Origin of the sequence: Streptomyces sp. (assembly GCF_031181555.1) — a bacterium.
Taxonomy (GTDB): domain Bacteria; phylum Actinomycetota; class Actinomycetes; order Streptomycetales; family Streptomycetaceae; genus Streptomyces; species Streptomyces fimbriatus.
In genome coordinates this window covers 1-25,541 of record NZ_JAPSKQ010000093.1, presented here as the reverse complement: position 1 = coordinate 25,541, position 25,541 = coordinate 1, and the positions used below count along the sequence as shown (strand labels likewise).

Below are 25,541 nucleotides of genomic sequence, written 5' to 3'. Positions count from 1 at the left end.
CCGGACGGTTTCTCTTGGCTGAGTTCATTTACACCATGCGCAAGGCGCGCAAAGCGCACGGCGACAAGGTGATCCTCGACGACGTCACCCTGAGCTTCCTGCCGGGGGCGAAGATCGGTGTCGTCGGCCCGAACGGTGCCGGTAAGTCGACCGTTCTGAAGATCATGGCGGGACTGGAGCAGCCGTCGAACGGTGACGCCTTCCTCACGCCCGGTTACACCGTGGGCATCCTCCTGCAGGAGCCCCCGCTGAACGAGGAGAAGACCGTCCTGGAGAACGTCCAGGAGGGTGTCGCGGAGATCAAGGGCAAGCTCGACCGGTTCAACGAGATCGCCGAGCAGATGGCGACCGAGTACACCGACGAGCTCATGGACGAGATGGGCAAGCTGCAGGAGCAGCTCGACCACGCGGGCGCCTGGGACCTCGACGCGCAGCTGGAGCAGGCCATGGACGCGCTGGGCTGCCCGCCCGGCGACTGGCCCGTCACCAACCTCTCCGGTGGCGAGAGGCGCCGCGTGGCGCTGTGCAAGCTGCTGCTGGAGGCGCCCGACCTGCTGCTGCTCGACGAGCCCACCAACCACCTCGACGCCGAGTCGGTGAACTGGCTGGAGCAGCACCTCGCCAAGTACGAGGGCACCGTCGTCGCGGTCACCCACGACCGGTACTTCCTGGACAACGTCGCCGGGTGGATCTGCGAGGTGGACCGCGGCCGCCTGCACGGCTACGAGGGCAACTACTCCAAGTACCTGGAGACCAAGGCCGCCCGCCTCAAGGTCGAGGGCCAGAAGGACGCCAAGCGGCAGAAGCGGCTCAAGGAAGAGCTCGAGTGGGTGCGGTCGAACGCCAAGGGGCGGCAGGCCAAGTCCAAGGCGCGTCTCGCGCGGTACGAGGAGATGGCCGCCGAGGCCGAGAAGATGCGGAAGCTGGACTTCGAGGAGATCCAGATCCCGCCGGGCCCGCGTCTGGGCAACGTCGTCGTCGAGGTGAACAACCTCAGCAAGGCCTTCGGCGAGAAGGTCCTCATCGACGACCTGTCGTTCACGCTGCCGCGCAACGGCATCGTCGGTGTCATCGGGCCGAACGGCGCGGGCAAGACCACGCTGTTCAAGATGATCCAGGGCTTCGAGCAGCCCGACTCCGGCACGATCAAGGTCGGCGAGACCGTCAAGATCTCCTACGTCGACCAGAGCCGCGAGCACATCGACCCCCACAAGACGCTGTGGGCCGTCGTCTCCGACGAGCTGGACTACATCAACGTCGGCCAGGTCGAGATGCCGTCGCGGGCGTACGTCTCCGCCTTCGGCTTCAAGGGCCCGGACCAGCAGAAGCCGGCCGGCGTGCTCTCCGGCGGTGAGCGCAACCGCCTGAACCTCGCGCTCACCCTCAAGCAGGGCGGCAACCTGCTGCTCCTCGACGAGCCGACGAACGACCTGGACGTCGAGACCCTGTCCAGCCTGGAGAACGCGCTGCTGGAGTTCCCCGGCTGCGCCGTGGTCGTCTCCCACGACCGGTGGTTCCTGGACCGCGTCGCCACGCACATCCTCGCCTACGAGGGCGACTCCAAGTGGTTCTGGTTCGAGGGCAACTTCGAGTCGTACGAGAAGAACAAGATCGAGCGGCTCGGCCCGGACGCGGCGCGTCCGCACCGCGCCACCTACAAGAAGCTGACCCGGGGCTGATCTCTTGCGGCACCTCTACCGCTGCCCGCTGCGCTGGGCGGACATGGACGCGTACGGTCACGTCAACAACGTGGTCTTCCTCCGGTACCTGGAGGAGGCCCGTATCGACTTCCTGTTCCGCCCGGACAAGGACTTCCAGCAGGGGTCGGTGGTGGCGCGCCACGAGATCGACTACAAGCGGCAGCTCGTCCACCGGCACCACCCGGTCGACATCGAGCTGTGGGTCACCGAGATCAGGGCCGCCTCCTTCACCCTCTCCTACGAGGTGAAGGACGGCGACCAGGTCTACGTCACGGCGTCGACGGTCATCGTGCCGTTCGACTTCGAGGCGCAGCGCCCGCGCCGGATCACCGCCGAGGAGCGGGAGTTCCTCCAGGAGTACACGGACGACACGGCCGACAAGGCCGACGACGGCGAGGAGGAGGCCGTCGCCGCATGACGGTCACGGTGCTCCACCTCGCCGACGAGGGGGAGGCGGCGGATCTCGCGGCCTTCCTCTCCCGGCTGCTGCACTACGACCGTTCGGCCGCGGTGCGGCTGCAGGCGGCCGGTACCGCGCTGGCCGTCTTCGGGCGGCCGCCCTCCTTCGAGGTGCTCGCGATCCGCGCCGTGCGGCTCGCCAAGCCCTACGAGAGCGGGCTCGACGTCACGCTGGACGTGACCGTGTCCGCCGGTGAGCTGCTGGAGTCGGTGGACGAGGCCGCCGCCACGGCCGTCGTGCCGGGTGCGGTGACCGGGCCGCCGTGGGCCGGGGTGCTGCCGCCGCGCGGCGGCTGGCGGGCCGTGCCCGGGCTGCCGGAGCCCCCGGCGCTGCGGGAACTCGTCGCCGCCTCGGTCGCGGAGTTCCGCTCCCGTACGGAGGAGCTGGAGCCGGAGCGGCGCACCCGCGCCGAACTCGACCGGATCGGGCGGGAGATCTGGTCCCGCACGGTCGCGGGGACCGGCCTCCCGGTGCGGGCGGTGCACGCGGCCCAGTCACTGGGGTTCCTGCGCGGAGACGAGCTGGGGCTGTTCTCCTCGGGCGCCTGGCTGCGGCTGCGGACGCCGTACGGGTCGGTCGCCGTGCGCAGGGCCGGGCTCGGGGCGCTGGGCCTCAGCGTGCGCTGAGACCGCCCGGCCCCTCCCCGTGCCGTCCGGCCCCTCCCCGTCCCGCCCGGCCCCTCCCCGTGCCGTCCGGTCCCGGTTCCCGGTTCCGTTCAGTCCCGTTCGCTGTCGTCCGGCCACACCCCGATGTGGTCGGGTTCCAGTTCCAGTGCCACGCGGTCGCGCATGCCGAGGGCCCGCGTGTACTCGGCGGGCAACTGGAGGCGGCCGGCGCGGTCGAGCATGGCGTACTCGCGGGCGACCACGGTCTCGTGACCGGTGGCGGCGTCGACCTCGCTGCGGCGCAGTACCTCGGTGGAGGTGCGGCCGTCGCGGATGGCGACCGTGCGGCGGACCTCGCTCGCGACCGCCTGGTCGTGGGTGACGATCACGACGGTCGTGCCGAGCCGTTCGTTCGCGGTGCGGAACGCGGCGAAGATCTGTTCCGCCGTCCGGGAGTCGAGTTCGCCGGTGGGCTCGTCGGCGAGCAGCACCGACGGATCGTTCGCGAGGGCCACGGCGATGGCGACGCGCTGCTGCTGGCCGCCGGACATCTGGTGCGGGAAGCGGTCGCGGCAGTCGGCGACCTCCAGCAACTCCAGAAGCTCCAGGGCGCGTTCGTCGCGGGCGCGGCGCGCGCCGCGGGACCGGCCCCGGAAGCCGGCGAGCCGCATCGGCAGGGCGACGTTCTGCGCCGACGTCAGATAGGGCAGCAGGTTGCGGGAGGTCTGCTGCCAGACGAAGCCGACGACCTCGCGGCGGTAGGCGAGGCGGTCCCCGGCGTTCATCGTGAGCAGATCGCGGCCGGCCACCCGGGCCGCGCCGGCCGTGGGGGCGTCCAGGCCGGCCAGGATGTTCATCAGGGTGGACTTGCCGCTGCCGGAGGCGCCCACCAGGGCCATCAGCTCGCCCTCGCGCACCAGGAGGTCCAGCCCCTGCAGGGCCTGCACCTCCACGCCGTCCGCGGTGAAGACGCGGACCAGGCGGTCGCAGGTGATGAGCGCGTCATGGCCGAAGGCCGGGCGGTCGCGGTCGGCCGCGGCGCGGTCCGCCAGATCGGCCAGCGTGGGGTGCGAGGTCATCGGGGCCTCCTGGGCGGGTGTCGGTCGGCCGAGGCCGAAGGTGTGCGGGAGGCGGGGGAGCCGCCGGGTCCGGGTGCCGCCCGCCGTCGTCCGGCCGTCTCATCGGGCATCGCCCGCCCTCAGCTCCCGCACCGACCCCCTGCGCCCCGTCCACCACGCCTGCGCCACCGCGGTCCCGACGGTCAGCGCCACCACGGCCGCCGCCGGCACCAGCAGCGCCACCGGATCGGTGCGCAGCACCGCCCGCCCGGCCGGGGACGAGGAGGCGTTGACGGCGATGGTCGTCAGGTCGATGCCGGGGGAGAGCAGCCGGATGGTGGCCCAGGCCGTGAGGACGCCGCCGGCCGCCGCGAGCAGGGCCTGCGGAAGGGACTCCAGGACGAGCAGGCGGCGGCCCTGGGCGCGGGTGAGGCCCATGGTGCGCAGGCGGGCCAGCAGCGCGGCACGTTCGGGGGCGGCGCGCAGCAGGGTCAGCAGCAGGGCGAGGACGGCGTATCCGGCGCCCGCCGCCACCGCCGCGGTGTAGACGCGCTCGGCGCCGGACCGGAGGGGCGAGTCGACGTACCCGGCGAGTTCCTCGGCGCGCAGCTGGACCGGTGCCGTGCCGCCCGCCGCCCTGCGCAGCGCGGCCGCGTCCGGGCGGTCGCCGGTCACCAGCAGCGCGGTCGGCCGGGCGGACCGGGCGGGGAGCCCGGCCCGGTCCACGACGAGGAACTCCTGGCCGGCCACCGCCGGGGTCCGCTCCCGCACCTCCACGATCCGTACGGTGACGACGTCGCCGTCGTCCAGGCGCACCGGGAACGGCCGGGTGCCGTACTGGTCGGCGACCGAGGGGGAGGCCAGGGCGGGCAGGGCCGCGGAGCCGGTCGCCCGCAGCGCGTTCCGGTCGAAGGCGCCGATGCCCGTGTCCCGGGCGAGGGCCGCGTAGCCGGCCGGGTCGACCCCGGCCACCGGGACGGGCAGCCTGCCGTCCGCGGGGTGGGCGTAGTGGGCGATGCTCAGGGCGGTGACGTCCCGCACGCCGGGTGCCCGGCGGACGCGGTCGGCCAGACCGGACGGCAGCGGCCGGAGCGATTCCACGCGGGCGTCGGCGCCGACGGCGAGCAGGGCCGCGCGGTCCCGGGCGTCGGCCACGCCGCTGAGGACGCTGCCGCCGAAGGCCGCGGTGGTCAGCGCGGTCAGCAGGGCCAGCAGGGGCAGCACCGCGGAACCGGACGTGCGGCTCGCGCGGGCCAGGGACAGCGGGCCGACCACCCCCCGCAGCCGCCCCGCCGGGCGGGCCAGCCCGCGCAGGGGCAGCGGGTACAGGCGTACCAGCACCAGGGCGGCGATCATCCCCACCAGCACCGGGGCCAGGGACACCAGGTGGTCCCCGGACGCCGCCGTCCCGTCCGCCGTGCCGCGCGTGCGCAGCGCCACGACCGCGCCCGCCGCGAGCGCGAGCAGCGTGAGTTCGGCGACCGTGCGACGCCGTGACGGGCGGGCCGAGGCGATGTCCCCGCGGGCGGTGTGGACGCGTACGGCGCGGTGCGCGGCGACGGCCCGCAGCGGCAGCGCCGCGCAGGCGAGGAGGGCGACGGCGCCGGCGGCGGCCACGGCGTACGACGGGCGGGCCCCGCGGACCGTGAGGACCGCGGCGGCCAGTCCGAGGGCGGCCGCGGGCACGGCGACCACCGCCGTCTCGGCCAGCAGCCGGCCCGCGACACCGCGCAGGGAACCGCCGCGGGCGCGCAGCAGCGCGAGTTCGGCGCGGCGCCGGTCGGCGGCGAGTCCGCCCGCCATGAGCAGGACGACGGCGGCGACCGTGCCGGTGCCGAACACGGCGACGGCGACCAGCGGGCCGATCGCGGAGCGCTGCTCGGTGTACTGGGTGAACACGTCGTCCAGCGAGGTGTCCGCCTCCAGGGTGGGGGAGGCGGCCGCGCGGGCCCGCTGGAGCAGCGGGCCGGCCTCCAGGGAGGCGACGGCCGACTTCAGCCGCGCCAGGTCGTGGCCGTGCACGGCGGAGCGGGACGGGGCCAGGTGCCAGTACCGCTCGGGCTGCCCCTCCGTGCCCAGCATCGCCGGGGCCGCGTCCGGGGGCAGCAGCAGCGCGCCGACCCAGAACGTGCTGCGCTGCGGATCGTCGGGGACGGTCGCCAGGTGCGGGCCGCGCAGCACGGGGGTGGTCGACCAGTACGCCTCCCGGGGCGCGCGCGGGGCGACGATGCCGGTGACGCGCACCGCGAGCGGGGCGCGTTCCACCCCGGGGACGTGGAGGACGGAGCCCACCCCGATGTTCAGTGTGCGGGCCGTCTCGGCGCTGACGGCGGCCTCGACCGTCCTCGTCGCCGCGGTGACGGCGTCCGGGGCCTTCGGCAGCCGGCCCTCCCGCAGCCGGGCGTGGTCGGCGAGCCCGTCCTGTGCGACGAGGAAGAACTGCGGGGGCAGCCCGTCCGGCCGGGCCAGCCAGGGGTCCGGGGCCACCAGCCGCTTGGTGGTGCGGACGCCGTGGGAGGACTGGTCCGGGTCCAGGGGGAGGGACCGTCCGGCCGACGCGAGGATCTCGGCGTGGGGACCGCGCAGCGCCTCCGGGCGCAGTTCCGCCTCCCACTCGTCCCGCGGCAGGCCGGCGACATCGGCCAGTGAGGTGTACAGCTGCACGGTGGTGCGGTCGGGTCCGGCCGTCTCCAGGGCCCGGCGCAGCCCCGCGTCGCCGTACCGGTCGGCCGTGAGCGGCAGCGCGGCCGCCAGGAACGCGGTCACCGCGACCAGCACCGCCAGGGCCGCCGCGGCGCCGGGCGCGGACCGCAGCCGGGTGCGCACCCAGGGCACGGACACCCGCCGCTTCGGGGGCCGGACGGTCACCTCACGCACCTCCCCGTTCCCGCAGCGACGCCACCGGGTCCACCCGGCGCAGCGCCAGGACCGCCGTGACCAGCAGCGGCGCCGCCGACACCGCGGCCAGCAGCGCGGCCACCCGACCGGCCGGCAGCTCCACCAGCACCCGGGGCACCGGACGGGTGGCCTCGGCGGTCAGCATGATCAGCGGGATCACGGACCGGGCCAGCACCGCGCCGAGCAGCACCCCCACCGTCAGCGCCAGACCGACCAGCACCCCGTGCTCGACGACCACCACCCGGGCCAGCCGCCGCCGTGAGGCGCCCAGGGCGCGCAGGACCGCGAACTCGGCGGACCGCTCCCGCAGCGACCCCGCCGCGCTCACCGCGAACCCGACCGCCGTCAGCGCCGCCGCCGCGAGGGCCGCCGCGCCGAACGCCGCCCCGGGCCCGGCGCCGAACGGGTCGTCGCGCAGTTCCTCGGCGATCTCGTCCCGCACCACCACCCGGGAAGGATCGACGTCGGGCCGGTCCCGCAGCGCCTCGGCCACCCGCGCCGACGCGCCCGGCGCGGTCGCCAGCCACCACTCGGTGGGCGGCACGCTCTCGCCGTGGCGTTCCTGGAGCACCCGGTTGACGGACCGCAGGTCGACCAGCAGGGCCCCGCCGTCGTCCGCCCCGCCGGTCGGCGCGGACGGCAGTTCCCGCACCGCCCGCACGATCCGCACCGGGACGGCGGAGCCGCCGATCCGCACGTCCACGCGCTGCCCGGGGCGGGCGCCCGTCGAGGCGAGGTAGCGGTCGGTGGCCAGGGCGGTGACCTCGGACGCCGCCGGCTGCGGCACCTGGAGGCCGACCGTGAGCGAGGAGGCCTGCCAGGACAGGTCCTCCGGGAGGTGTCCGGTGCCGTAGGTGATGGTCGCCGGGTCGTCCGGGTCCGCGCGGGGCCGGGTCGGGCCGGTGTCCCCGTCGCCGGAGGGAGAGGTGTTGCCGGCGCGCGCCGACAGCTTCCAGGTGCCGGGCAGCGGCAGTGTCCGGTCCCGGCCGTCGGCGTCCGTGGCGGTCAGGGAGGCGAGGGTGAGGCGGTGCTTCTCGGCGTGCCCGACCGGCTGGTACGAGTCGAGCCGGATCCCGGTCAGCGTCAGCGCGCCCGGCGGCGCCTCGGCGGCCGCGCCGAGGTCGAGGACGAGGGCGTGGGGCCGGCCGTCGGCGGGGAGCCTGCCGAGGGGGAGCCGGTACGGGGTGCCGTAGGAGTCCTCCAGGGTGGCCGTGACGTCCGCCGTCGTTTCCGCCTCCGCGCCCCGGAGCCGGGCCGTCAGTGCCAGACGGCCGGTGCCCGCCGGTATCCGCACGCCCGCCGTGGCGCCCTTCGGCGCCAGGTCCGCCGCCCAGGTGCGCACCGGCGCGGAGGAGGCCAGGTCGGAGCGCATCAGCACGGTGCCCGCGCCGTGCCCGGTGTCCAGCGCGAGCACGGTCGCCGTCCGGCCGGCGGACAGCGGCACGGTGGTACGGACGGCGGGGGCGGCCCGGCGCACGCCGGGTACGGCCGCGTACGCCTGGGAGCGGCCGAACCCGCCCTCCCCGGAGGCCATGACCCGGACCTGGGCGCCGGCCCGGAAGTCCGCCCGGTCGTCCTGCGAGCGTTCCCAGGAGGAGCCCTGGCCGATCGCCAGCATGCCCAGCGCCACGGCGAGCACCAGCAGCAGCACCGGGCCCGCGCCGCGCGTCGGGCGGCGGCTGAGCCGCCAGCCCGCCAGTGCCCCGGGGAGCCCGCGGCTGCGGGCCGCCCGGCGCTCGGCCAGCCGCGCCACCGGCGGCAGCAGGCGCAGCGTCAGCACCGTGCCGGCGAGCAGGGCCAGCGCCGGTGCCGCGACGAGCAGCGGATCGACGCCGGGGTCGCGGCCGACGGCACCGGAGGGCCGGCGGCTCAGCTGCCAGTACGCGACGGCGGCCACCACCAGCAGCCCCACGTCCGCGCCCGCGCGCACCGCGCCGGGCAGCGGCTTGGCGCGGCCGGCCGAGAAGGAGGAGGTGAGCGCGGGAACCGTGACGGCCAGCGCGCAGCCCAGGGCCACCCCCGCGGCCACCAGCCACACCGCGCCGCGCCCGGCGACCGAACCGACGGAGGTGTCCGGATCCAGTCCGATCCGGGCCAGCGGGCCCTGCCCGGCGAGCAGCGCGGTGAGCGGGCCCGCGAGCAGCGGGGCGCAGGCCGCCGCGGGCACGGCCAGCAGCAGCGCCTCCAGTGCGGCGAGCCGGGCCACCTGGGCGCGGGAACCGCCGCGCGCCCGCAGCAGCCGGGTCTCGGCCGCGCGTTCGGCGCTCAGCAGCCGGGCCACCAGGAGCAGGGCGCAGCCGGCGAGGAGGACGAGCTGGAGAGCGATGACCAGCAGGGTCGAGCGGGAGACGAGCAGGGAGCGCTCGAGCCGGTCCAGCACGGTGGGCAGCCCGCTCGTCGCCGTCGCCGTGCCGCCCAGCGCCTCGGCCTCGGGCAGGGCGGCGGTGCCGCGCCGCACCGCCTCGCGCAGCGCGTCGATCCGCTCGGTGTCCACCGCCGAGAAGTCGGCCGACACCAGCCAGCCGGACGCGCCGGCGCTGACCCGGTCCCCGGTGAGCACGGCGGGGTCGGCGAGCAGCGGGCCGTACGTGGTGAAGTGGACCTCGACGACCCCGCGGCCCTTCAGGTCGTCCAGTCGCCAGTAGGGCGCGGCGGTGTCCACGGGCCGGTACAGGCCGGTGATCCGCACCTTCGCCGCCGGTCCGTCGAGCCGGTCGGTCAGGGTGAGCCGGGCGCCCGGCCCCAGGCCCAGGCGGCGGGCGGCGGTCTCGGGCAGCGCGGCCTCGATCGTCGTTCCGCCGGCCGCCCGGGGCATGCGTCCCCCGGTGATCCGCACCTGGGTGCGGTCCAGCGCCGCGAAGTGCGTGAGGTCGGGATCGTCCGACCGCGCGCGCTCGTCGGGCGGGCGCAGCGAGCGGGGCAGGGCGTACGGGCCGGACCGGGTCAGGGTGCGCAGGGTCACCGGCAGCCCGTCGAAGGCCTTTCGGGCCCCCTCCCGTACGGCGGTGCCGGCCGCGGCGCGGCGGTCGGCGGGGACGTCGGCCTTGACGGCGAGCGTGGTGTCCGCGGCATTGCGGGGGTCTCCCAGGGCGTGGCGCAGGGCCGCGTCGCCGATCGACGAGGAGTAGGCCGTGAGGGCCGCCAGGACCGCCGTGGTCAGCAGGACCGTGAGCAGGGCGGCCGCGAGGAGCGGCCGGTGAGCCCGTGCGCGGGCGAGGACGAACCTCGCCGACCCCCCTGCGGCAGCCACCCAACCCCCCGTGGTCGTCCGGTCCTCCGGGTGATGCTGTCAGAGGTGACCGACCGCAAGTAAGCATCTGGGGCGCGGGTTTGACCGGATCGTGATCGGATTCCGGCGGCGGATCTCCGGATTCCGGTGGGGAGGGGGTGACCTCCGGCCGGTCGGGGACGCCGGTGTCAGTCCGGGGTGTTGATCATCGAGGCCGCCGCGTACGTCAGGTACTTCCACAGCGTCTGCTCGTGCTCCTCGGACAGGCCGAGTTCGTCGACGGCGTCCCGCATGTGCTTCAGCCAGGCGTCGTGCGCCGCCCGGTCGACCTTGAACGGGACGTGCCGCATCCGCAGCCGCGGGTGGCCGCGCCGCTCGCCGTACGTCGTCGGACCGCCCCAGTACTGGATCAGGAACAGCCGCAGCCGCTCCTCGGCCGGGCCCAGGTCCTCCTCGGGGTACATGGGCCGCAGCAGCGGGTCCTCGGCGACCCCCTGGTAGAAACGGTGGACCAGCCGACGGAAGGTCTCCTCCCCGCCGACCTGCTCGTAGAAGGTCTGCTCCTGAAGCGTGCCGCGCCGAATCTCTGTCACGCCGTCCATGGTCTCAGACGGCGCGGCATAGGACTCAAGCCCTAGGACCGCCCCGGGACCGTCCGCTCCCGCGTCCGCGCTCGCAGCGTGGAGGCACGGGCGAGCACGCTGCCCGGCGGGACGCCGGCGACCGGACGACCTCGCCGTCCCGCCGCGGGCCGGTCGCGGCAGGAGCCGCCCGGCCCGGACGGGCTGCCGGGCCCGGCCAGGGGAAGCGACCCGTTCCGGTTCCGGCCGGCGCCGGCCGCCGGCGCCCTCGACCCGCGGGAGGCGTACGCCCTGTGGGAGCGCGAGGGCAGGCCGCGGCGCGAACGCTACGGCCTCACGGTCGGCGACGAGGGCACCCGCGCGTGGCCGGACGACCCGCGGGGGCCCCACGTCTGGCCGCTGCCCTCCTGAGGGCGCCCGCCGGAGCGGCTGTTCCCTCAGCCCCGGCGGATCGTGATCGTCGTCCAGGCGCCCACGTGGACCCGGTCGCCGTCCTGCAGCGGGACCGGGACGAACGGCTGGATCGGCTCGTCCGAGCCGTTGACCGTCGTGCCGTTCGTCGAGTTCTGGTCGACGACCGCCCAGCTGCCGTCCGGCTGCTGCACCAGCACCGCGTGCTGGTGCGAGACGCCCGGGTCCTCCGGCGGCGTCGACAGGTCGATGTCGGGGGTGTCGCCGGTGGAGTGGCGGCGGCGGCCGATGGTGATCTGGTTGCCGGTGAGCGTGCGCTGCTGCTCGGGCGAGTACGCGGGCAGGTTCAGGCCCGCGGCCTCGGGGCCGGAGCGCTGCATCATCGCCATGAAGTACTCGCGGTCCGGACCGATGGTCGCGGTCCAGGTCGCCGGGCCCTGGGGCCGAGGGGGCTGCTGCGGGAAGCCTCCGGGTCCGGGCGGCGCCTGGGTCGCGCCGGGCTGCGGGTAGCCGTAACCGCCGCCGTTCGGACCACCGGGACCGCCCATGCCTCCGGGGCCTCCGGGACCACCGGACGGCGGGGAGATCACCCAGTCGTCGTCACCGCCCCCGAAGGACGGTCCGCCCTGCTGCGGACGGCCGGTCTCCTGCGGGAATCCGGGCGGCGCGGGCGGCCCGGACCGGAACGCCTGCGGAGCACCGGGGCCGCCGGGTCCGCCAGGAGCACCGGGACCACCCGGTCCACCCGGTCCGCCGGGACCACCCGGTCCGGGCGGCGGCGGTACCGGCCGCGAGGGGTCGCCGCCGAAGCCGGGCGGGCCCGGCGGCATCGGCTCGGCGGGCCGGTTCACCTGCGAGGGACGCGAGCCCTGGTAGTCGAAGGAGTCACCGCCGCCGTACGACGGGCCGGGCGGCTGCTGGAACGGTCCGCCCGGGCCGGGGGCCGGCGGACGCGGGGCGGCCGGGGTGTACGAGGTCGCCGTGTTCGTCAGGAAGTTCCACCGGCACTCCTCGCAGAACGGCGCGGCGCCCTCACGGGGCGTGCGGCACTGCGGGCACAGCTCGGGGGGACGGCCACCGGGGCCGCCCGGACCGCCGCCGAAGCCGCCGGGGCCTCCCGGGCCACCGGGACCACGGGGGCCTGCGGGCGGCGGGAATCCGTAGCCACCGCCGGCCGGGGGCGGCGGGGGAGGAGGTGGGGGTACGGCACCCGCCATGCGGTGACCGCACACCTCGCACCAGTCGTCGGAATCCGACTGGTGTCCGTTCGGGCAGGTCGGCATGTCGGCGCTTCCCCCTCTCCTTGTCCGGCCGGTTCCGGCCGGGTTTCTCCAACCCCAAGGGGTCAGGCTCGGTTACTTCCGGATCACTTCTTTACACGAACAGTCTTGGTGGACCGAGTCTCGAGCGTCATCTCGTCGGCCTCCTCGACCTTCGCCTTCAGTCGCACAGTACCGGTCGCGGCGTCGACCACGTCCACCACCTTCGCGAGCAGTTTCGCAGTATCCGCGTTGCCGGAGGCACTCGCGAGCTGAACGGCGCGGCCCAGTTTGGCCGTTGCTCCGTCGATGTCTCCCGCTTTGCGCAGATCGAGCCCCTCTTGGATGACTTCCGCCAGTTCCGCCTGCCCGGTGTAGTGGGCGACCTGGGGGTTGATCGACGTCGAGGCGGCCATGTCGTCCGTCCACACGGCCCGCACCAGACCCTGCGCGCCGAGGTTCTGGACACTGCCGTCGGACTGCGGAATCACCAGGGAGATCCGGGCCGCCAGCATCTCCTGGCCGAGGTTCGCGGGCGGGACCTCGACGCAGACGTGGTAGTCGCGGGACTCGTCCCCCCAGGAACCCAGGGGGTAGTCGCCCGCGCGCGGGCCGGCCCCGGTGCGCCGGTCGGTGAGCTCCTCGACCGTCGGGGCGACCTGTTTGACGAACCTCACAGTCGTGCCGACCGGGGTCCACAGCCGCAGGGAGACGTCCGCGACCTCCTTGCCCATCGCCGTCTCCATCATCTGCGTGAAGTCGGCGGCGAGCCCGGCCGGGTCGGCGACGATGTCGGCGGTGCCGAGGAGGGCGGAGGCGATTCCTGTGACTTCTTTCACCTCCCAGTCGGTGCCCACACCCCGGGCGTCACAGGTGAACCGTCCGGCGCACGCGTCCAGGGCCGCCTTCAGGTCCTCCGGCGACTCGTGCTCGTTGCGGCCGTCGGTGAGCAGGATGCCGTGCCGGATCGCCACGTCCGCCGACGCCAGCAGCCGGTCGGCCAGCCGCAGCCAGGTGCCGATGGCGGTGCCCCCGCCCGCGCTCAGCCTGCGCAGCGCCTGCTTGGCCTGGTCGCGGGTGGTGGCGTCGGCGACCGCGAGGCGGCCGGCGCCGGGGTAGACCTCCTTGGCCACGTGCGTGCCGCCGACCACCGCGAAGTGCACGCCGTCGCGCAGGGCGTCGATCGCGGCGGCCGTCGCGTCGCGGGCGTTGCGCATCTTGGTCGGCGGGTAGTCCATCGAGCCCGAGCAGTCGACCATCAGGACCACCCCCGCCGACGGCCCCTGGCCGGGCGAGTAGAGGTGGGGCGCCGCCACCGTGCTGCCGACGGTGCCGCCGCCGGTCGCGGTCACCGTGACGATGGCGTTGACCTCGCCGGCGCCCTCCGGCAGGTACTCGTTCTGGTAGACGTCCACCGAGAACTGCGGCACGTTCGATTTCGAGAAGTTGGCCATGCCTGCTTCGATCCCCCTCGGGTGCCCCGGCGGCGCGGGGCGACGACGGATGACGGACCGGTCCCCTCCGGTCCGTTGAGGCTCCCCGCACAAGACTTCCCGTACGCGGGCTCAGGCCGATCCTGCCCCCGGGGGGACGGCCGGGAACGGCACGAGGGCCACTGTTACGTTGTCGTGGCCCCCGCCGTCGAGGGCGTGACCGACCAGCACCCGGGCGCTGTGCAGCGGGCGCACGGCGGCGTCGGCGGGCACGGCCCGGGCCATCTCCTCGGCCGACTCCGCGTAGTTCCACAGGCCGTCCGTGCAGACCACGACCACACCGGGGCGGTCCGGCTTGAACGACGCGGTGTGCGGCTCCAGTTCGTAGGCGTCCGCGCCGAGCCAGCCGGTGATCGCGTGGGCGCGCTGGTCGGCGTACGCCTCGGCCTCGCCCATCAGGCCCGCGGCGACCATCTGCGCGGCCCAGGAGTCGTCCTCGGTGAGCCGGGCCGCCGGGGCGGAGCGGTCGACCGGCACCCAGTAGGCGCGGCTGTCGCCGACCCAGCCGACGACCAGCAGACCGTCGGTGACCACGGTGCCGACGATGGTGCAGGCCGGGGCGTTCTGGTGCGGGGCGTGATCCCGGGCCGCCGCGGGCTCGTCGGCCAGCGCGTTGACCGCGTCGGCGGCGGCGACGATCGCGTCGTGCATCGCCTGCTGCGGGTGCGTGCCGCGCGGCAGGGCGGCGAGCAGCGACTCGCTCGCCGCGCGGGAGGCGGCCAGTGACGCCTCGTCGGGGCGGGTCGCCGAGGAGACGCCGTCGCAGACGATCGCCACGCAGGCGGGGGCGCCGTCCGGCAGCGCGGTGGTGCCGACGGCGAAGGCGTCCTCGTTGCGGTGGTGGCGCAGGCCACGGTCGCTGACCGCGGCCACGGGGCCGCATTCCTGTTCCATGTGGTCCCGTTCGCGCGGCTGGGCGTGGCCGCAGTTCTCGCAGTAGCCGTCGTCGTCGACCCGGCCCGCGCGGCAGGCCACGCACACCGCGCCGCCGGCGGCCCGCACCGGCTCGGCGGCCACCCGCGGGTCCGGTGCCTGGAGCGGGTACTCGTCGGGCTGGGCCGGCTGGTACACGCCGCCGGGCCCGGGGGCCGGTTGCGCGTCCGGCCGGGCGGGGCGGTCGAAGCGCACGCCGGAGGACGGAGCGGGCGGCGCCACCGGCGGGGGCGGCGGCACGGGAGCCCCCTGAGCCGGGGGGCGGGGCGGGGTGGGGGCGGGCCGCGCGGTCCCGCCGGCCGGCGGGGAACCGTCCGGGCCGGCCGCGGACCAGACCGGCCCGGCGGGCGGCGCCGGCGCCGGCGGCCGGGGACGGCCCTGGTCCGCCGCGCCCTGGGGCGGCACCGAGCCGTTCAGGGCGACCGTCGGTTCGTCCTTCGGCCGGGCGGGAACCGCGGACAGGTCGTATCCGCACGCACCGCAAAAACGATCACCCGACTCGAGGGGTTCCTCGCAGCTCGGGCATTTCGACAGAGCGGCCTGCTGAGGCATCTGCGACATCAACTACACCCACGTCCGGGGGCGGTAACGGTTGGCACGTTCCACCAGGTCGATCCTCTCCTCGCCGCTCGACGCCAGCCGGGCCAGCGTGCGGTACGAACGCTCCAGCCCGAAGCGCAGCCCCCGCTCGTCCAGGTCGCTGCCGAGCAGCGTCCGTCCCCCTGCGGCACGGGGGTCCCCCTTGCTCGAACCAAGCCGAGAGCCCGGGGGAGGGACGGAACCCTGGCCCCCGGAGAGTACCCAGTCCAGCCCGCAGCCGAGGACTTCGGCCGACAACTGCTCGCGCCGTGCCGGATCCAGACCGTACGCCCCCAGGGCCTCGACCTGCCCGGCGGCGGCGGTCAGGTCGTCCAGGAACGGTACGTCACCGGGGGCGGCGGTGCGTCCGCGCAGCCGCGCGCGGACGGCCGCCACGCGCGCGGCGGTGTAGTGGATGGACGACTCCGGCACCGACTCCAGCGTCCGTACGGCGCCGCGCCGGTCCCCGACCGCGAGCTGGACGCGGGCCAGCCCGAACGCGGCGCTCACATGACTCGGATCGGCCGACCACACCAGGCGGTAGTACTCGGCGGCGTTGTCCGACTGGCCCAGCACCTCCGCGCACAGACCCAGCGCCAGCTTGGGCGCGATCTCGCCGGGGAAGGCGTCGTAGATCGCGTCGAAGGCGAGCGCGGCGCCCTCGTGGTCGCCGGTGACGAGGGCCGCCACGCCCCGGCACCAGATCACCCGCCAGTCGTCGGGGTCCTGTTCCTCCAGGGTGCGCAGCACCTCCAGCGCGGTGGCCCACTCGCCCGCCTCCAGCCAGGCGCGGATCTGGCGCAGCCGGGTCTCGGCCGACGGGGCGGGCGCGGCGGCGAGCGCGTGGACCAGTTCCCCGGGCGCCGACGCCAGCAGGCCCGCGAGGAAACCGGCGTTGGGGTCGGAGGGGTCGACGTGCGGCACCGGCAGGGCGAGCGCGGCGGCGGGGCAGTCGACGGGCTCGACGAGGCCCGGCGCGGCGGCGGGGGGACCCCCGGCATGCGGGAGGGCGGGCCGTCCCCCGCGCGAGCGGGCCGCCCGGGCCCCCAGCCGGGAGACGTCCCCGTGCAGCGCGGGGAACAACTCCGTGTCCGTCACCCGCAGTTCCGGCCCGAACAGCGTGGACAGGGCCGGTCGGGGGCGGCCCGACTGGAGGGAGACGACCTCGCGCAGGACACCCGTCAGCTGCTCGGCCATCTCCTGCGCGGAGGCGAACCGGCGGGCCGGGTCCGGGTCGGTGGCGCGGACCAGGAGCCGGTAGAAGGACTCGTACTGCCGGAAGACCTCGATGGTGTCGGGGTCGGGCAGGGAGTCCGCGTAGACGTTCGTGTAGCCCTGGAAGTCGAACGTGAGGACGGCGAGCGTCCGGGCGACCGTGTACAGGTCGGACGCCACCGACGGGCCGACCTCGGCGACCTCGGGCGCCTGGTAGCCGACCGTGCCGTAGATGGCCGACTCCTCGTCGTCCATCCGGCGCACCGCGCCCATGTCGATCAGCTTCAGCTGGTCCTCGGTCTGGATCGCGTTGTCGACCTTGAAGTCGCAGTACAGCAGGCTGCGGCTGTGCAGATGGCCGAGCGCCTCGAGCGCCTCGATGCCGTACGCGCACGCCTGCTCCACCGGCAGCGGGTCGCGCCTGCCCTCCGGTGTGCGGCGGGCGTTGGCGATCTCCTTCAGGGACTTGCCGCCGACGTACTCCATGACGATGTAGCCGTCGAGGGAGCCGGTGCGCTGGTCGAGGTGCTCCACGAAGTTGTAGATCCGCACGATGTTGGCGTGCTCGATCTCCGCGAGGAAGCGCCGCTCGGAGATCGCCGCCGCCATCGCGTCCTGGTCGCCCGTGTCCAGCAGGCCCTTGAGGACCACCCAGCGGTCGGAGACCGCCCGGTCCACGGCGAGGTAGATCCAGCCCAGGCCGCCGTGCGCCAGACAGCCGACCACCTCGTACTGGCCGTGCACGACGTCCCCGGCCCGCAGCTTCGGCACGAACGAGTACGGGTGGCCGCACTTGGTGCAGAAGCCCTCCGTGCGCCCCGGCCGGCCGCTGCGGGCCCGGCCCACCGGCGCCCCGCAGTCCGAGCGCGAGCAGAACCGCTTCCGCTCGGGCACCTCGGGGGTCTCCAGCACCATCGCGCGCGGATCGGGGCGCGGGATCGGCGGCACCTGGACCAGCCCGGCACCGAGCCGGCTCCGGCCCGAGGAACCGGCGCCGGAGCCGGAGCTGCGCACCGACACCGAGCGGCCCGTGGTCCGGCCCGACAGCGAGCGGGAGAGCCGTCCCGAGACCGAGCGCCGGGACTTCGACGACTGCGACGACGTGCGCGCGCTGCGGCCGCTGGAGCGGGAGCCGCCGGTGCCGCTGCCGGACGAGCCGCGCGAGTCCCGGCCGCCGCCCGTGACGCCGGTCGGGGGCGACCCGACCATCCCTTCCCCGAGCTCGCGGCTGCGCTCGTGCGGGGGAGACCCCGATGCCGACACGACCGGGGCGAGACCGCAGGTGTCGCAGTACAGCTCGCCGCCGCCGACGTCCTCGTACGCGCCGCCGCAGCCGGGGCGCTGACAGGCGCCCGGCACCGGGGACGGGGTCCGCGGCCGGTTGCGGGTCTGCGCCCCGCGCGGGTCCTGGCCGTGGGTCCGGTTCTCCGTCCCGTTCTCCGCCTGGCTCATGGGACTGCCTCCCCCTCGTCGCTCATGCGCCGGGCCCCCTCCGGTCGTCGGGCGTGCCCTGGCCCGGTACGCCCTGACCGGGGACCCGCGGTGCGGTGCCGAGCAGGTCCGCGGCCGCCTGCTGGTAGCGCAGCACCGCCTGTTCGGCGGCGCGCAGATCGCAGGGCGCGCTCCACAGCATGCGGCGCGCCTTCTCGTACCGCTCCACCAGGAGGGGGTCCTCCGCGAGGCCGTGCCGGGCCACCTTCGCCTTGTACGCGTCCAGGCGCCCGCGCAGCTCGGCGCGGACCGCCAGGGGCGCGGTGACCGCGGTCAGCGACTCGCGGGCGCGCAGCAGTTCGTCCTCCGCCTTCCGCTCCAGGGACTCCAGGAGGGGGGACAGGCGGTGCCACTGGGCGTGCCTGCGGTACTCGGCGGCCGTCGACAACTGCTCCTGCAGCGCGGTCGGCGGTCCGCTGACGACCGGCACCTCCGTCGCGGCGATCTTCGCGAGCACCTCGCCGCGGGCGGTACGGGCCTCGGCGAGGGTGCGGTCGGCCCGGGACAGCACGTCACGCAGCCTGACGATGCGCTTCTCGGCGTCCTGGCGGACCGTCAGAACCGCGTCGATCTCGCGGCGCACGTCCTCCAGGGCGCGCGCCTCGCGGTCGTACACCGTCGTGTCCGGCCTGCCGCCGCCCGGCGCCGAACTGCCCTCGGCCGGCTGCCAGAACGCCAGCGGATCGGAGATCACCTGCTCCCGCAGCCGGGTCAGGGCGCGGGTGATCCGCTCCAGGTCGTCGCCCGCCGGATGCTCGCCGGGGCGCACACCGACGGAGTGCGCGAGCTTGCGGGTGCGCTGGAGCTCGGCGGCCAGTAAATCGATCCGGGCGGGCAGCGCCGACCACACCGCGTCCGCGGCGACGACCATGTCGAGCGAGGACGCGTACAGCTCGTTCATCCGGTCGACGAGGGCGGCCAGGGAGTAGCGCTCGCTGAGGCGTCCCCTCGATCCGTCCGGTGACGGGGAACCCGCGGCGGCGGCCGCCGAACCCGCCACCGTGACGCACTCGCCGCGCAGCAGTTCCGTCAGCTCCACCAGGTCCTCACGGCTGGACCAGCGGCGGCGGGCCCGGATGTCCCGGGCGGTGCGCAGCGCGTCCGTGTACGCGTCGAAGTACGTCCACAGCAGCGTGATCGCCGCATCCGTGGCCGTCCAGCGCTCCTGGGTGAGCCCGGTGAGCCGCGCGCCTTCCAGGAGTCTTCGGCCCGCGTGGTCCTGCAGGGCGAGGAGCGATGTCTCGATCGCCTCGTGCTCCGCGCCGAGCCGTGCCAGCGCACGGTCCACCTCGTCCCGGTCCATCACCGGCCCGGCGGGGTCCGTGTCGCCCATCGATCACCTCTCGCTGCGGGGGGTTGGTGGTTGGTGGTTGAAGGGGGTGGAGGGGGTGGGTGGGGGCTGCGGTGCGTCGTCGGCCTGGTCAGGGGTCAGTCCTTGCGTGCGTACACGGGTGCCGGTGGTTCCGACTTCGATGGATCCCCGCCCAGCGTGGCCGACAACCACTCCTCGTACGAGGCCTGCCAGCCGTCCTCGGTGTCCTCGCGGAAATCCACCAGGATCTGGTTGACCCGGCGGACCAGATCGTCCGCGTCCTTCTTCATCGCCACGCCGTAGTACTCGGTCGTGAAGGCCTCGCCCTTGAGCTGGACCGTCGGATCCTGCGCGGCCTGGCTCGCCGCGAGCGCGCCGTCGGTGACCACCGCGTCGGCCTCGCCGAGCTGCAGACGCACCAGGCAGTCCAGCTGGTTGGGGACGGTGGTGCGGATGTCGGTGGACTCCGGGAGCCGGCCGGCCTTCTTGTCCTCCTCCAGCTTCGCGTACGCGGTGGAGCCCGCCGCCGTGCAGATCTTCCGGTTCGCGAGCGTCTCGTCGTACCCCTCGACCGGCGACGACTTCGGGGCCAGGACCTGCTGGCCCGTCTTGAAGTACGGCGCGGAGAACGCCACTTCCTGCATGCGCGCGCAGTTGATCGTCATGGTGCGGACCACCATGTCGACCCGGCCGTCCTGGATCGCCGGGATGCGCTGGTCGGTGGGGATCGCCTTGAACTGGACCGCGTCCGGGTCGCCGAGTATGTCCTCGGCGATGCGGTGCACCAGGTCGATGTCGAAGCCCTCGAGCCGCCCGCTCTCACCGCTGTTGGGGTCCCGGTAGCCCCAGCGGTAGCTGTTCTGGTCGACACCGACGACCAGCTTGCGCTTCTCGCCCCGGCGGTTCTTGATCGCCTCGATGGTGTCGCCGTCCGCGCGGGAGGGGGACAGGGTCTGCTTCTCCGGGTCCGTGCACTCCTCGTCCGTCTGGGCCGGGACGACGTGGGTCACGGGCCGGCCGGTGGTCCCGGCGGCGTCGTCGGCCGGGGTTCCGGTGCAGGCCAGCACCAGCGCGAAGACCAGCGCCAGGGCGCAGGCGACGGCCATCGCGCCTACGCCGCCCCAGCCCCTCAGCCCGGCCCGCAAGCGTCGTGCGTTCATCACCACGCCCCCTTTCACCGGTACTCCGACAGCCTGCGGCCGATGCCCAGCACCGCGCCGGCCGCGCCCACGACCGCGAGGACGGCCGCGCCGGCCGGCAGGCCCGTCAGCGCGTCCCGGCCGTCGCCGGCCGCCTGCCTGAACTCGCTCTGCTCGTGTGCGAGCGCCGCGGCCAGGTCCTCGTCGACGTTGTCGAAGCACTCGCCGGTCGCGCCCTCGGCGCCGATCACCATGGCCAGTGCCCGCCGGTAGTCGCCGTTCTCGTCCTGCTCGCGGGCGGCCTCGTGACGCTTGAGCCACTCGGTCATGTTGCCCACCGCCGAGGTGACCGGCCGCGCGCCGCCGTCGTCGTCCGCGAGTCGCTCCGCCCGGGCCAGGCCCCGGGCGAGGGCGTCCATGTCGCGCTCGAAGGCGTGGTCGTACGCGTCGACGGTCTTGTCGCCGACCTTCCTGGTCTCGGCGCCGCGGGCCACCAGCGTGAGGTTCTCGTTGCCGCGGGCCTTCAGCGAGGCGATGCGGGCGTCGTGCAGCACGTTGAGCGAGCGGACGCCGTGGTCGTAGGAGTCGTCGAGGCCCGAGCGGGCGACGCTGTGACCGACGGTCAGCCAGAGGAGGACCACCGTGGTCGCCGCGGTGGCCGCGACCAGGCCGTGGTTGAGCACGCGGTTGGTGCGCAGGTAGGTGCGGCGCTGGGCCCAGGCGAGTGCGGCCAGCGCGAGGAGGCCGAGGGCGATGGCGGCCCAGGGGTACGGGGTCGCGTCCGCGTAGTCGGCGCTCAGGCGCTGGTTCTCCTTCTTGTAGAGGTCCTCCGCCGCCGGGAGCATCTCCTTCTGCATCTTCTCGTTCGCGTACCGCAGGTAGGCGCCGCCCACGGGGAAGCCCTGGCGGTTGTAGGTGCGGGCGCGCTCCACCAGGCCCTTGTACTCGGGGAGCAGGCGGTTGAGCCGGGCGATCGTCGCCGCGGACGGGGAGCCGGGGTCGGAGTTGGCCGCGGCGCCCACGAGTTTGGCGGCGGCGGTGCGGATGTCCCGCTCGTAGCGGTCCCGGGAGGCGGCGGTCTCCTGACCGCCGGCGAGGAAGCCGCTGGAGGCCGCGGTGTTGGCGTCGGCGAGGGAGCGGTAGATGTCGGCGGCGTCCGAGGCGAGCGGCTGGCTGCCGGTGAGGACGTCGTCCGCGGCGGCCGTGCGGCCGGTCGTCTGCCAGGCGGTGACGGCGCCGAAGGCGAGGACGAGGGCGGCGAGGACCGCGCCGATGATGCGGAGGCGGCCGGGTTCGGTGGTGGCGGCCCTGCGCAGGCGGTCCGCGCCCTCGGCGAAGGCGGTGCGGCGCGCCTCCGGCGGCGGGGGCGTGGGGCGGGGAGAGGCGGGGGCGGGGTGCGGTGGTGTCGCCGGCAAGGCGGGCGGCGGTGGCAGGGCGGAGCCCGGTGGTGCCGTGCTGCTGTCCGGCGTGTGTGTCACTCGACCTCCCCCGCGGCCATCCGTCGCGGCAAGTATCGCCGCCGGGACCGGCGTTCGCACCGGGCTTGGCGCGATCTTGATCCGATTGCGGCGTGGTTGCCGGAAATTCCGGCATGGTCCCCTGTCCCGCACCACCCCTTGCCCACGAACACGCGGGAGGAATCCGTCCGGTTCCCGGGTGCCGTCACGGCTCGAAGTGGGCTCGCAGGCGGTGGTGGGATTCCGGTGGGGCCGCCAGGCGGTCGAGGCCCAGGAGGGCCGCGCCCAGGACCGGGCCGGTGGTGACGACCCGGGGGACCGCCTTGGGGGCCCGGTCGGCGAGGAGGGTGCGGACGCGGTCGATGAGCCGGGGGTGCTCGGCCGCCAGGACGCTGCCCCCCAGGACGACGGGGGTTTCCTCGTCGAGGAGGCCGAGGCGGGTCAGGGCGACCGCGGCCATCGTGACGATCTCGTCGGCCTGGCGGTCGACGATCGCGCGGGCGACGGGGTCGCCGTCGGCCGCCGTGGCGAAGAGCACCGGGGTCAGTTCGTGGCGGCGGGACGGGGGGACGTGGTGCAGGTGCAGGGCCTCGATGAGGGCCGGCATGTCGGGGAGGCCGAAGTGGGCCGGGAGGGTGCGGGCCAGGGCGGTGGGGGCGCCGCGGCCGTCCTGGGCGCGGGCCGCGTGCCAGAGGGCCTCCTCGGCCAGGGCCCACCCGCCGCCCCAGTCACCGGAGATGCGGCCGAGGGCCGGGAAGCGGGCGGTGCGGCCGTCGGGGCGCATGCCGACGCAGTTGATGCCCGCGCCGCAGACCACGGCCACGCCGCGGGGCTCGGTGACTCCGGCGCGCAGGACGGCGAAGGTGTCGTTGCGGACCTCCACGGTGCCGCCCCAGGCGCGGGACCGCAGGGCCGCCGTCAGTCGCTCCTCCTCGACGGGGAGGTCCGCGTTGGCCAGGCAGGCCGAGACGTGGGTGACGGCGGGGGCGCCGGCGGCGGTGAGGGCCCGCGTGACCGTGTCGGAGAGGGCGGTCAGCGCCGTGTCCAGGCCCACGGCGGGCGGGCGGAAGCCCGCGCCCCGGGCCGTGGCGAGGACCGTGCCGTCGGGGGCGACCACGGCCACGTCCGTCTTGCTGTTGCCGGCGTCGATGGCGAGGACGCCTGCGGTCAGGCCCACGTGAGGTGCTCCCGGTTGTGTGCGATCAGGCTGTCGGTGAGCCGGTCGGCGTACTCGTACTGGGCGACCAGGGGGTGGGCGAGGAGGGCGCGGAAGACGCGGGTGCGGGTGCCGTGCAGGGCGGCCTCCAGGGCGAGGTCCTCGTACGCGGTGACGTTCGCCATCAGACCCGCGAAGAGGGGGTCGACGGGGGCCACGGGCAGGGGGGTCGCGCCCTTCGGGCCGACGGCGGCCTGGACCTCGATCACCGCGTCGTCGGGGAGGAAGGGGAGGGTGCCGTTGTTGAGGGTGTTGACCACCTGGTAGGTGCTTCCGGCGCCGCGGAGGAGGGCGGCGGCGAGGTCCACCGCCGCCTCGGAGTAGTAGGCGCCGCCGCGCTGTGCCAGGAGGGCCGGCTTCTCGGCGAGGGCGGGGTCGGCGTAGAGGGCGAGCAGACGGCGTTCCATGTCGGCGACTTCGGCGGCCCGGGAGGGTTTGGTGCGCAGGTCCCGTACGACCTCGTCGTGGGCGTAGTAGTAGCGCAGGTAGTAGGAGGGGACGACCCCCAGGCGGTCCAGGAGGGAGCGGGGCAGGCGCAGGCCGGCGGCGATCTCGTCGCCGTGGTCGGAGAGGAGGCGGGGGAGGACGTCCTCGCCCTCGGGGCCGCCCCGGCGCACCGCCGTCTCCCAGGTGAGGTGGTTCAGGCCCACGTGGTCCAGGTGGAGGTCGGCGGGGTCCGTGCCGAGGCGGGCGGCGAACGTGCGCTGGAGGCCGATGGCCACGTTGCACAGGCCCACCGCCCTGTGGCCGGCCCGGAGCAGGGCCCGGGTGACGATGCCCACGGGATTGGTGAAGTCGATGATCCAGGCGTCGGGGTTGGTGCGGCGGACGCGGTCGGCGATGTCCAGGACGACCGGGACCGTGCGCAGCGCCTTGGCCAGGCCGCCGGCGCCGGTGGTCTCCTGGCCCACGCAGCCGCACTCCAGGGGCCAGGTCTCGTCCTGTTGGCGGGCCGCCTGGCCGCCCACGCGCAGTTGGAGCAGGACCGCGTCGGCGCCGTCCACCGCCGCGTCCAGGTCGGTGGTGGCGGTGATCCTGCCGGGGTGTCCCTGGCGGGCGAAGATGCGGCGGGACAGGGGGGCGATGAGGTCCAGGCGGTCCGTCGCCGGGTCGGTGAGGACCAGTTCGGTGAGGGGGAGCGTGTCCCTCAGACGGGCGAAGCCGTCGATGAGTTCGGGCGTGTAGGTCGAACCTCCGCCTACGACGGTGAGTTTCATTGCCTTCCCTTCACTCGGGTGGGCGTGCTGTGCCCGCCGCCGTGGCCGGCACGGCGGCGGGCCGGTCAGCGGGAGGTGTCGAAGACCTCGTCGCGGGTCGTCGCCAGCGCGCTCTCCAACGCGCCGCGCAGCACGGGGTGTTCGCGGACGCCGCCCAGGACCAGGCGCGGGCGGGAGGCGGCCAGTTCCTCCAGTTCGGCCTGGACCAGGGCGCGCAGCACCTCGCCGCCGGAGGTGAGGCCGGTGCCGCTCAGGACGACGAGTTCGGGGTCGAGGACGGAGACGAGGGAGGCGAGGCCGGTGGCCAGGCGGGTGGCGTAGGTCCGCAGGAGGCGGCGGTGGGCCTCGTCGTCCGGCGCCGCGGCGGCGCGTTCGACCAGGGCGGCGGCCGCCCCGGCGTACGGGCCCCGCGGGATGTCCTCGATGCCCAGGTCGCGGGCCAGCTCCAGGACGGCCTGCGCACCGGCCAGCTCCTGGTAGCCGCCGCTGCCCGCCCTGGCGACCCGGCGGACCAGGGGCGCGCCCGGCACCGGCAGGAAGCCGACCTCGCCCGCGCCGCCGGTCCAGCCCCGGTGCAGCCGCCCGCCGAGCACCAGGGCGGCGCCCAGGCCCTCCTGGTTCCAGAGCAGGACGAAGTCGGTGTGGTTCCGGGCCGCCCCCAGGCGCCGTTCGGCGAGGGCGACCAGGTTGACGTCGTTCTCGTACGCGCACGGCATCGGCAGCGCGGCGGCGAGTTCGTCGAGCAGCGTGGGGGAGTGCCAGCCGGGCAGGTGGGACGCGTAGCGCAGGCGGCCGGTGTTCGGGTCGAAGGCGCCGGGGGTGCCGATGACCAGGCGGTGGAGGTCGGCGCGGGACAGCCCCGCCGCCTTCACCGCGCCGTCCAGGGCGTCGGTGACCTGCCGGACGACGGGGGTGCCGGAACGGCGGCCGGGGGCGGGCCGTTCGTGGTGGCCGACCGTGCGGCCGGTGAGGTCGGCGACGGCGGCACGGATCCGCTCCGGGGTGACGTCGAGCCCGGCGACGTACGCGGCGGCCGGGTTGACCCCGTACAGCTGGGCGCCGGGGCCGGGGCGGCCCTCTGTGGTGCCGGTGGCCACGACCAGTCCGGCCGCTTCCAGGCGGGCCAGGAGCTGGGAGGCGGTCGGCTTGGACAGGCCGGTGAGCCGGCCGATCCGGGTGCGCGACAGCGGCCCGTGCTCCAGCAGGAGGTCCAGGGCGGCCCGGTCGTTCATGGCGCGCAGCACGCGCGGGGTGCCCGGCGTACCGGCGGTTCCTGCCATGGGGCGGG

18 protein-coding genes are annotated in these 25,541 nt (G+C 75.3%); 4 read left to right on the top strand and 14 right to left on the bottom strand.

Annotated features, from left to right (window positions below; all coding sequences use genetic code 11):
• Positions 1 to 14 precede the first annotated feature (14 nt).
• Genes ettA through RIM90_RS19330 form a run of 3 tightly spaced genes read left to right on the top strand, consistent with a single transcriptional unit; the run spans position 15 to position 2,786 of the window.
• On the top strand, positions 15 to 1,679 hold the full coding sequence (ettA, locus tag RIM90_RS19340) for an energy-dependent translational throttle protein EttA (RefSeq protein WP_309061979.1): 1,665 nt from the start codon (positions 15 to 17) through the stop codon (positions 1,677 to 1,679).
• 4 nt (positions 1,680 to 1,683) lie between these two features.
• The gene (locus tag RIM90_RS19335) at positions 1,684 to 2,118 is read left to right on the top strand and encodes a thioesterase family protein (RefSeq protein ID WP_309061978.1); all 435 of its coding nucleotides are present in this window, start codon (positions 1,684 to 1,686) and stop codon (positions 2,116 to 2,118) included.
• Complete coding sequence (locus RIM90_RS19330) at positions 2,115 to 2,786, top strand: hypothetical protein (RefSeq protein ID WP_309061977.1); 672 nt, start codon at positions 2,115 to 2,117, stop codon at positions 2,784 to 2,786. Before RIM90_RS19335 ends, RIM90_RS19330 begins: the two co-directional genes overlap by 4 nt.
• 89 nt (positions 2,787 to 2,875) lie before the next feature.
• Here RIM90_RS19330 and RIM90_RS19325 read toward each other — a convergent pair whose 3' ends face one another.
• From RIM90_RS19325 to RIM90_RS19310, 4 genes are all read right to left on the bottom strand, one after another.
• On the bottom strand, positions 2,876 to 3,844 hold the full coding sequence (locus RIM90_RS19325) for an ABC transporter ATP-binding protein (RefSeq protein WP_309061976.1): 969 nt from the start codon (positions 3,842 to 3,844) through the stop codon (positions 2,876 to 2,878).
• Positions 3,845 to 3,943: 99 nt separating this feature from the next.
• Positions 3,944 to 6,691, bottom strand: a complete 2,748-nt coding sequence (locus RIM90_RS19320; protein ID WP_309061975.1) for an FtsX-like permease family protein — start codon at positions 6,689 to 6,691, stop codon at positions 3,944 to 3,946.
• Position 6,692: 1 nt separating this feature from the next.
• Entirely contained in the window at positions 6,693 to 9,971 is a 3,279-nt protein-coding gene (locus RIM90_RS19315) for an FtsX-like permease family protein (protein WP_309061974.1), read from the bottom strand.
• Positions 9,972 to 10,138: 167 nt separating this feature from the next.
• Positions 10,139 to 10,552, bottom strand: a complete 414-nt coding sequence (locus RIM90_RS19310) for a globin (RefSeq protein WP_309061973.1) — start codon at positions 10,550 to 10,552, stop codon at positions 10,139 to 10,141.
• Between the two features lie 78 nt (positions 10,553 to 10,630).
• On the opposite strand from RIM90_RS19310, the gene RIM90_RS31580 reads away from it, so the two are divergent.
• Positions 10,631 to 10,942, top strand: coding sequence for a hypothetical protein (locus RIM90_RS31580; protein WP_375165483.1), 312 nt, complete (start codon positions 10,631 to 10,633; stop codon positions 10,940 to 10,942).
• 26 nt (positions 10,943 to 10,968) lie between these two features.
• Here the strand turns inward: RIM90_RS31580 and RIM90_RS19300 are convergent, their stop codons facing one another.
• The 10 genes from RIM90_RS19300 to RIM90_RS19255 form a co-directional block, all read right to left on the bottom strand.
• Positions 10,969 to 12,225 carry an FHA domain-containing protein gene (locus tag RIM90_RS19300; protein ID WP_309061972.1) on the bottom strand — a complete coding sequence of 419 codons (1,257 nt, stop codon included), beginning with the start codon at positions 12,223 to 12,225 and terminating at the stop codon, positions 10,969 to 10,971.
• 83 nt (positions 12,226 to 12,308) lie between these two features.
• Positions 12,309 to 13,655, bottom strand: a complete 1,347-nt coding sequence (locus tag RIM90_RS19295; RefSeq protein ID WP_309061971.1) for a VWA domain-containing protein — start codon at positions 13,653 to 13,655, stop codon at positions 12,309 to 12,311.
• A gap of 111 nt (positions 13,656 to 13,766) precedes the next feature.
• Positions 13,767 to 15,188 (bottom strand): protein phosphatase 2C domain-containing protein, encoded by a 1,422-nt coding sequence (locus RIM90_RS19290; RefSeq protein ID WP_309061970.1) that lies wholly within the window; start codon positions 15,186 to 15,188, stop codon positions 13,767 to 13,769.
• A 3-nt stretch (positions 15,189 to 15,191) separates the two neighbouring features.
• Positions 15,192 to 17,873: a tetratricopeptide repeat protein gene (locus RIM90_RS19285; protein ID WP_309061969.1), complete on the bottom strand. Its 2,682-nt coding sequence runs from the start codon at positions 17,871 to 17,873 to the stop codon at positions 15,192 to 15,194.
• A 22-nt stretch (positions 17,874 to 17,895) separates the two neighbouring features.
• The gene (locus tag RIM90_RS19280; RefSeq protein WP_309061968.1) at positions 17,896 to 19,245 is read right to left on the bottom strand and encodes a hypothetical protein; all 1,350 of its coding nucleotides are present in this window, start codon (positions 19,243 to 19,245) and stop codon (positions 17,896 to 17,898) included.
• A gap of 95 nt (positions 19,246 to 19,340) precedes the next feature.
• A complete protein-coding gene (locus RIM90_RS19275) occupies positions 19,341 to 20,384 on the bottom strand; it encodes a glutamate ABC transporter substrate-binding protein (RefSeq protein ID WP_309061967.1) in 1,044 nt (347 codons plus the stop codon).
• A 14-nt stretch (positions 20,385 to 20,398) separates the two neighbouring features.
• Complete coding sequence (locus RIM90_RS19270; RefSeq protein ID WP_309061966.1) at positions 20,399 to 21,841, bottom strand: hypothetical protein; 1,443 nt, start codon at positions 21,839 to 21,841, stop codon at positions 20,399 to 20,401.
• Positions 21,842 to 22,025: 184 nt separating this feature from the next.
• Positions 22,026 to 22,997 carry a BadF/BadG/BcrA/BcrD ATPase family protein gene (locus RIM90_RS19265; protein WP_309061965.1) on the bottom strand — a complete coding sequence of 324 codons (972 nt, stop codon included), beginning with the start codon at positions 22,995 to 22,997 and terminating at the stop codon, positions 22,026 to 22,028.
• On the bottom strand, positions 22,988 to 24,253 hold the full coding sequence (locus RIM90_RS19260; protein ID WP_309061964.1) for a 6-phospho-beta-glucosidase: 1,266 nt from the start codon (positions 24,251 to 24,253) through the stop codon (positions 22,988 to 22,990). Before RIM90_RS19260 ends, RIM90_RS19265 begins: the two co-directional genes overlap by 10 nt.
• A 65-nt stretch (positions 24,254 to 24,318) precedes the next feature.
• Complete coding sequence (locus RIM90_RS19255) at positions 24,319 to 25,533, bottom strand: ROK family transcriptional regulator (RefSeq protein ID WP_309061980.1); 1,215 nt, start codon at positions 25,531 to 25,533, stop codon at positions 24,319 to 24,321.
• Positions 25,534 to 25,541: the final 8 nt, after the last annotated feature.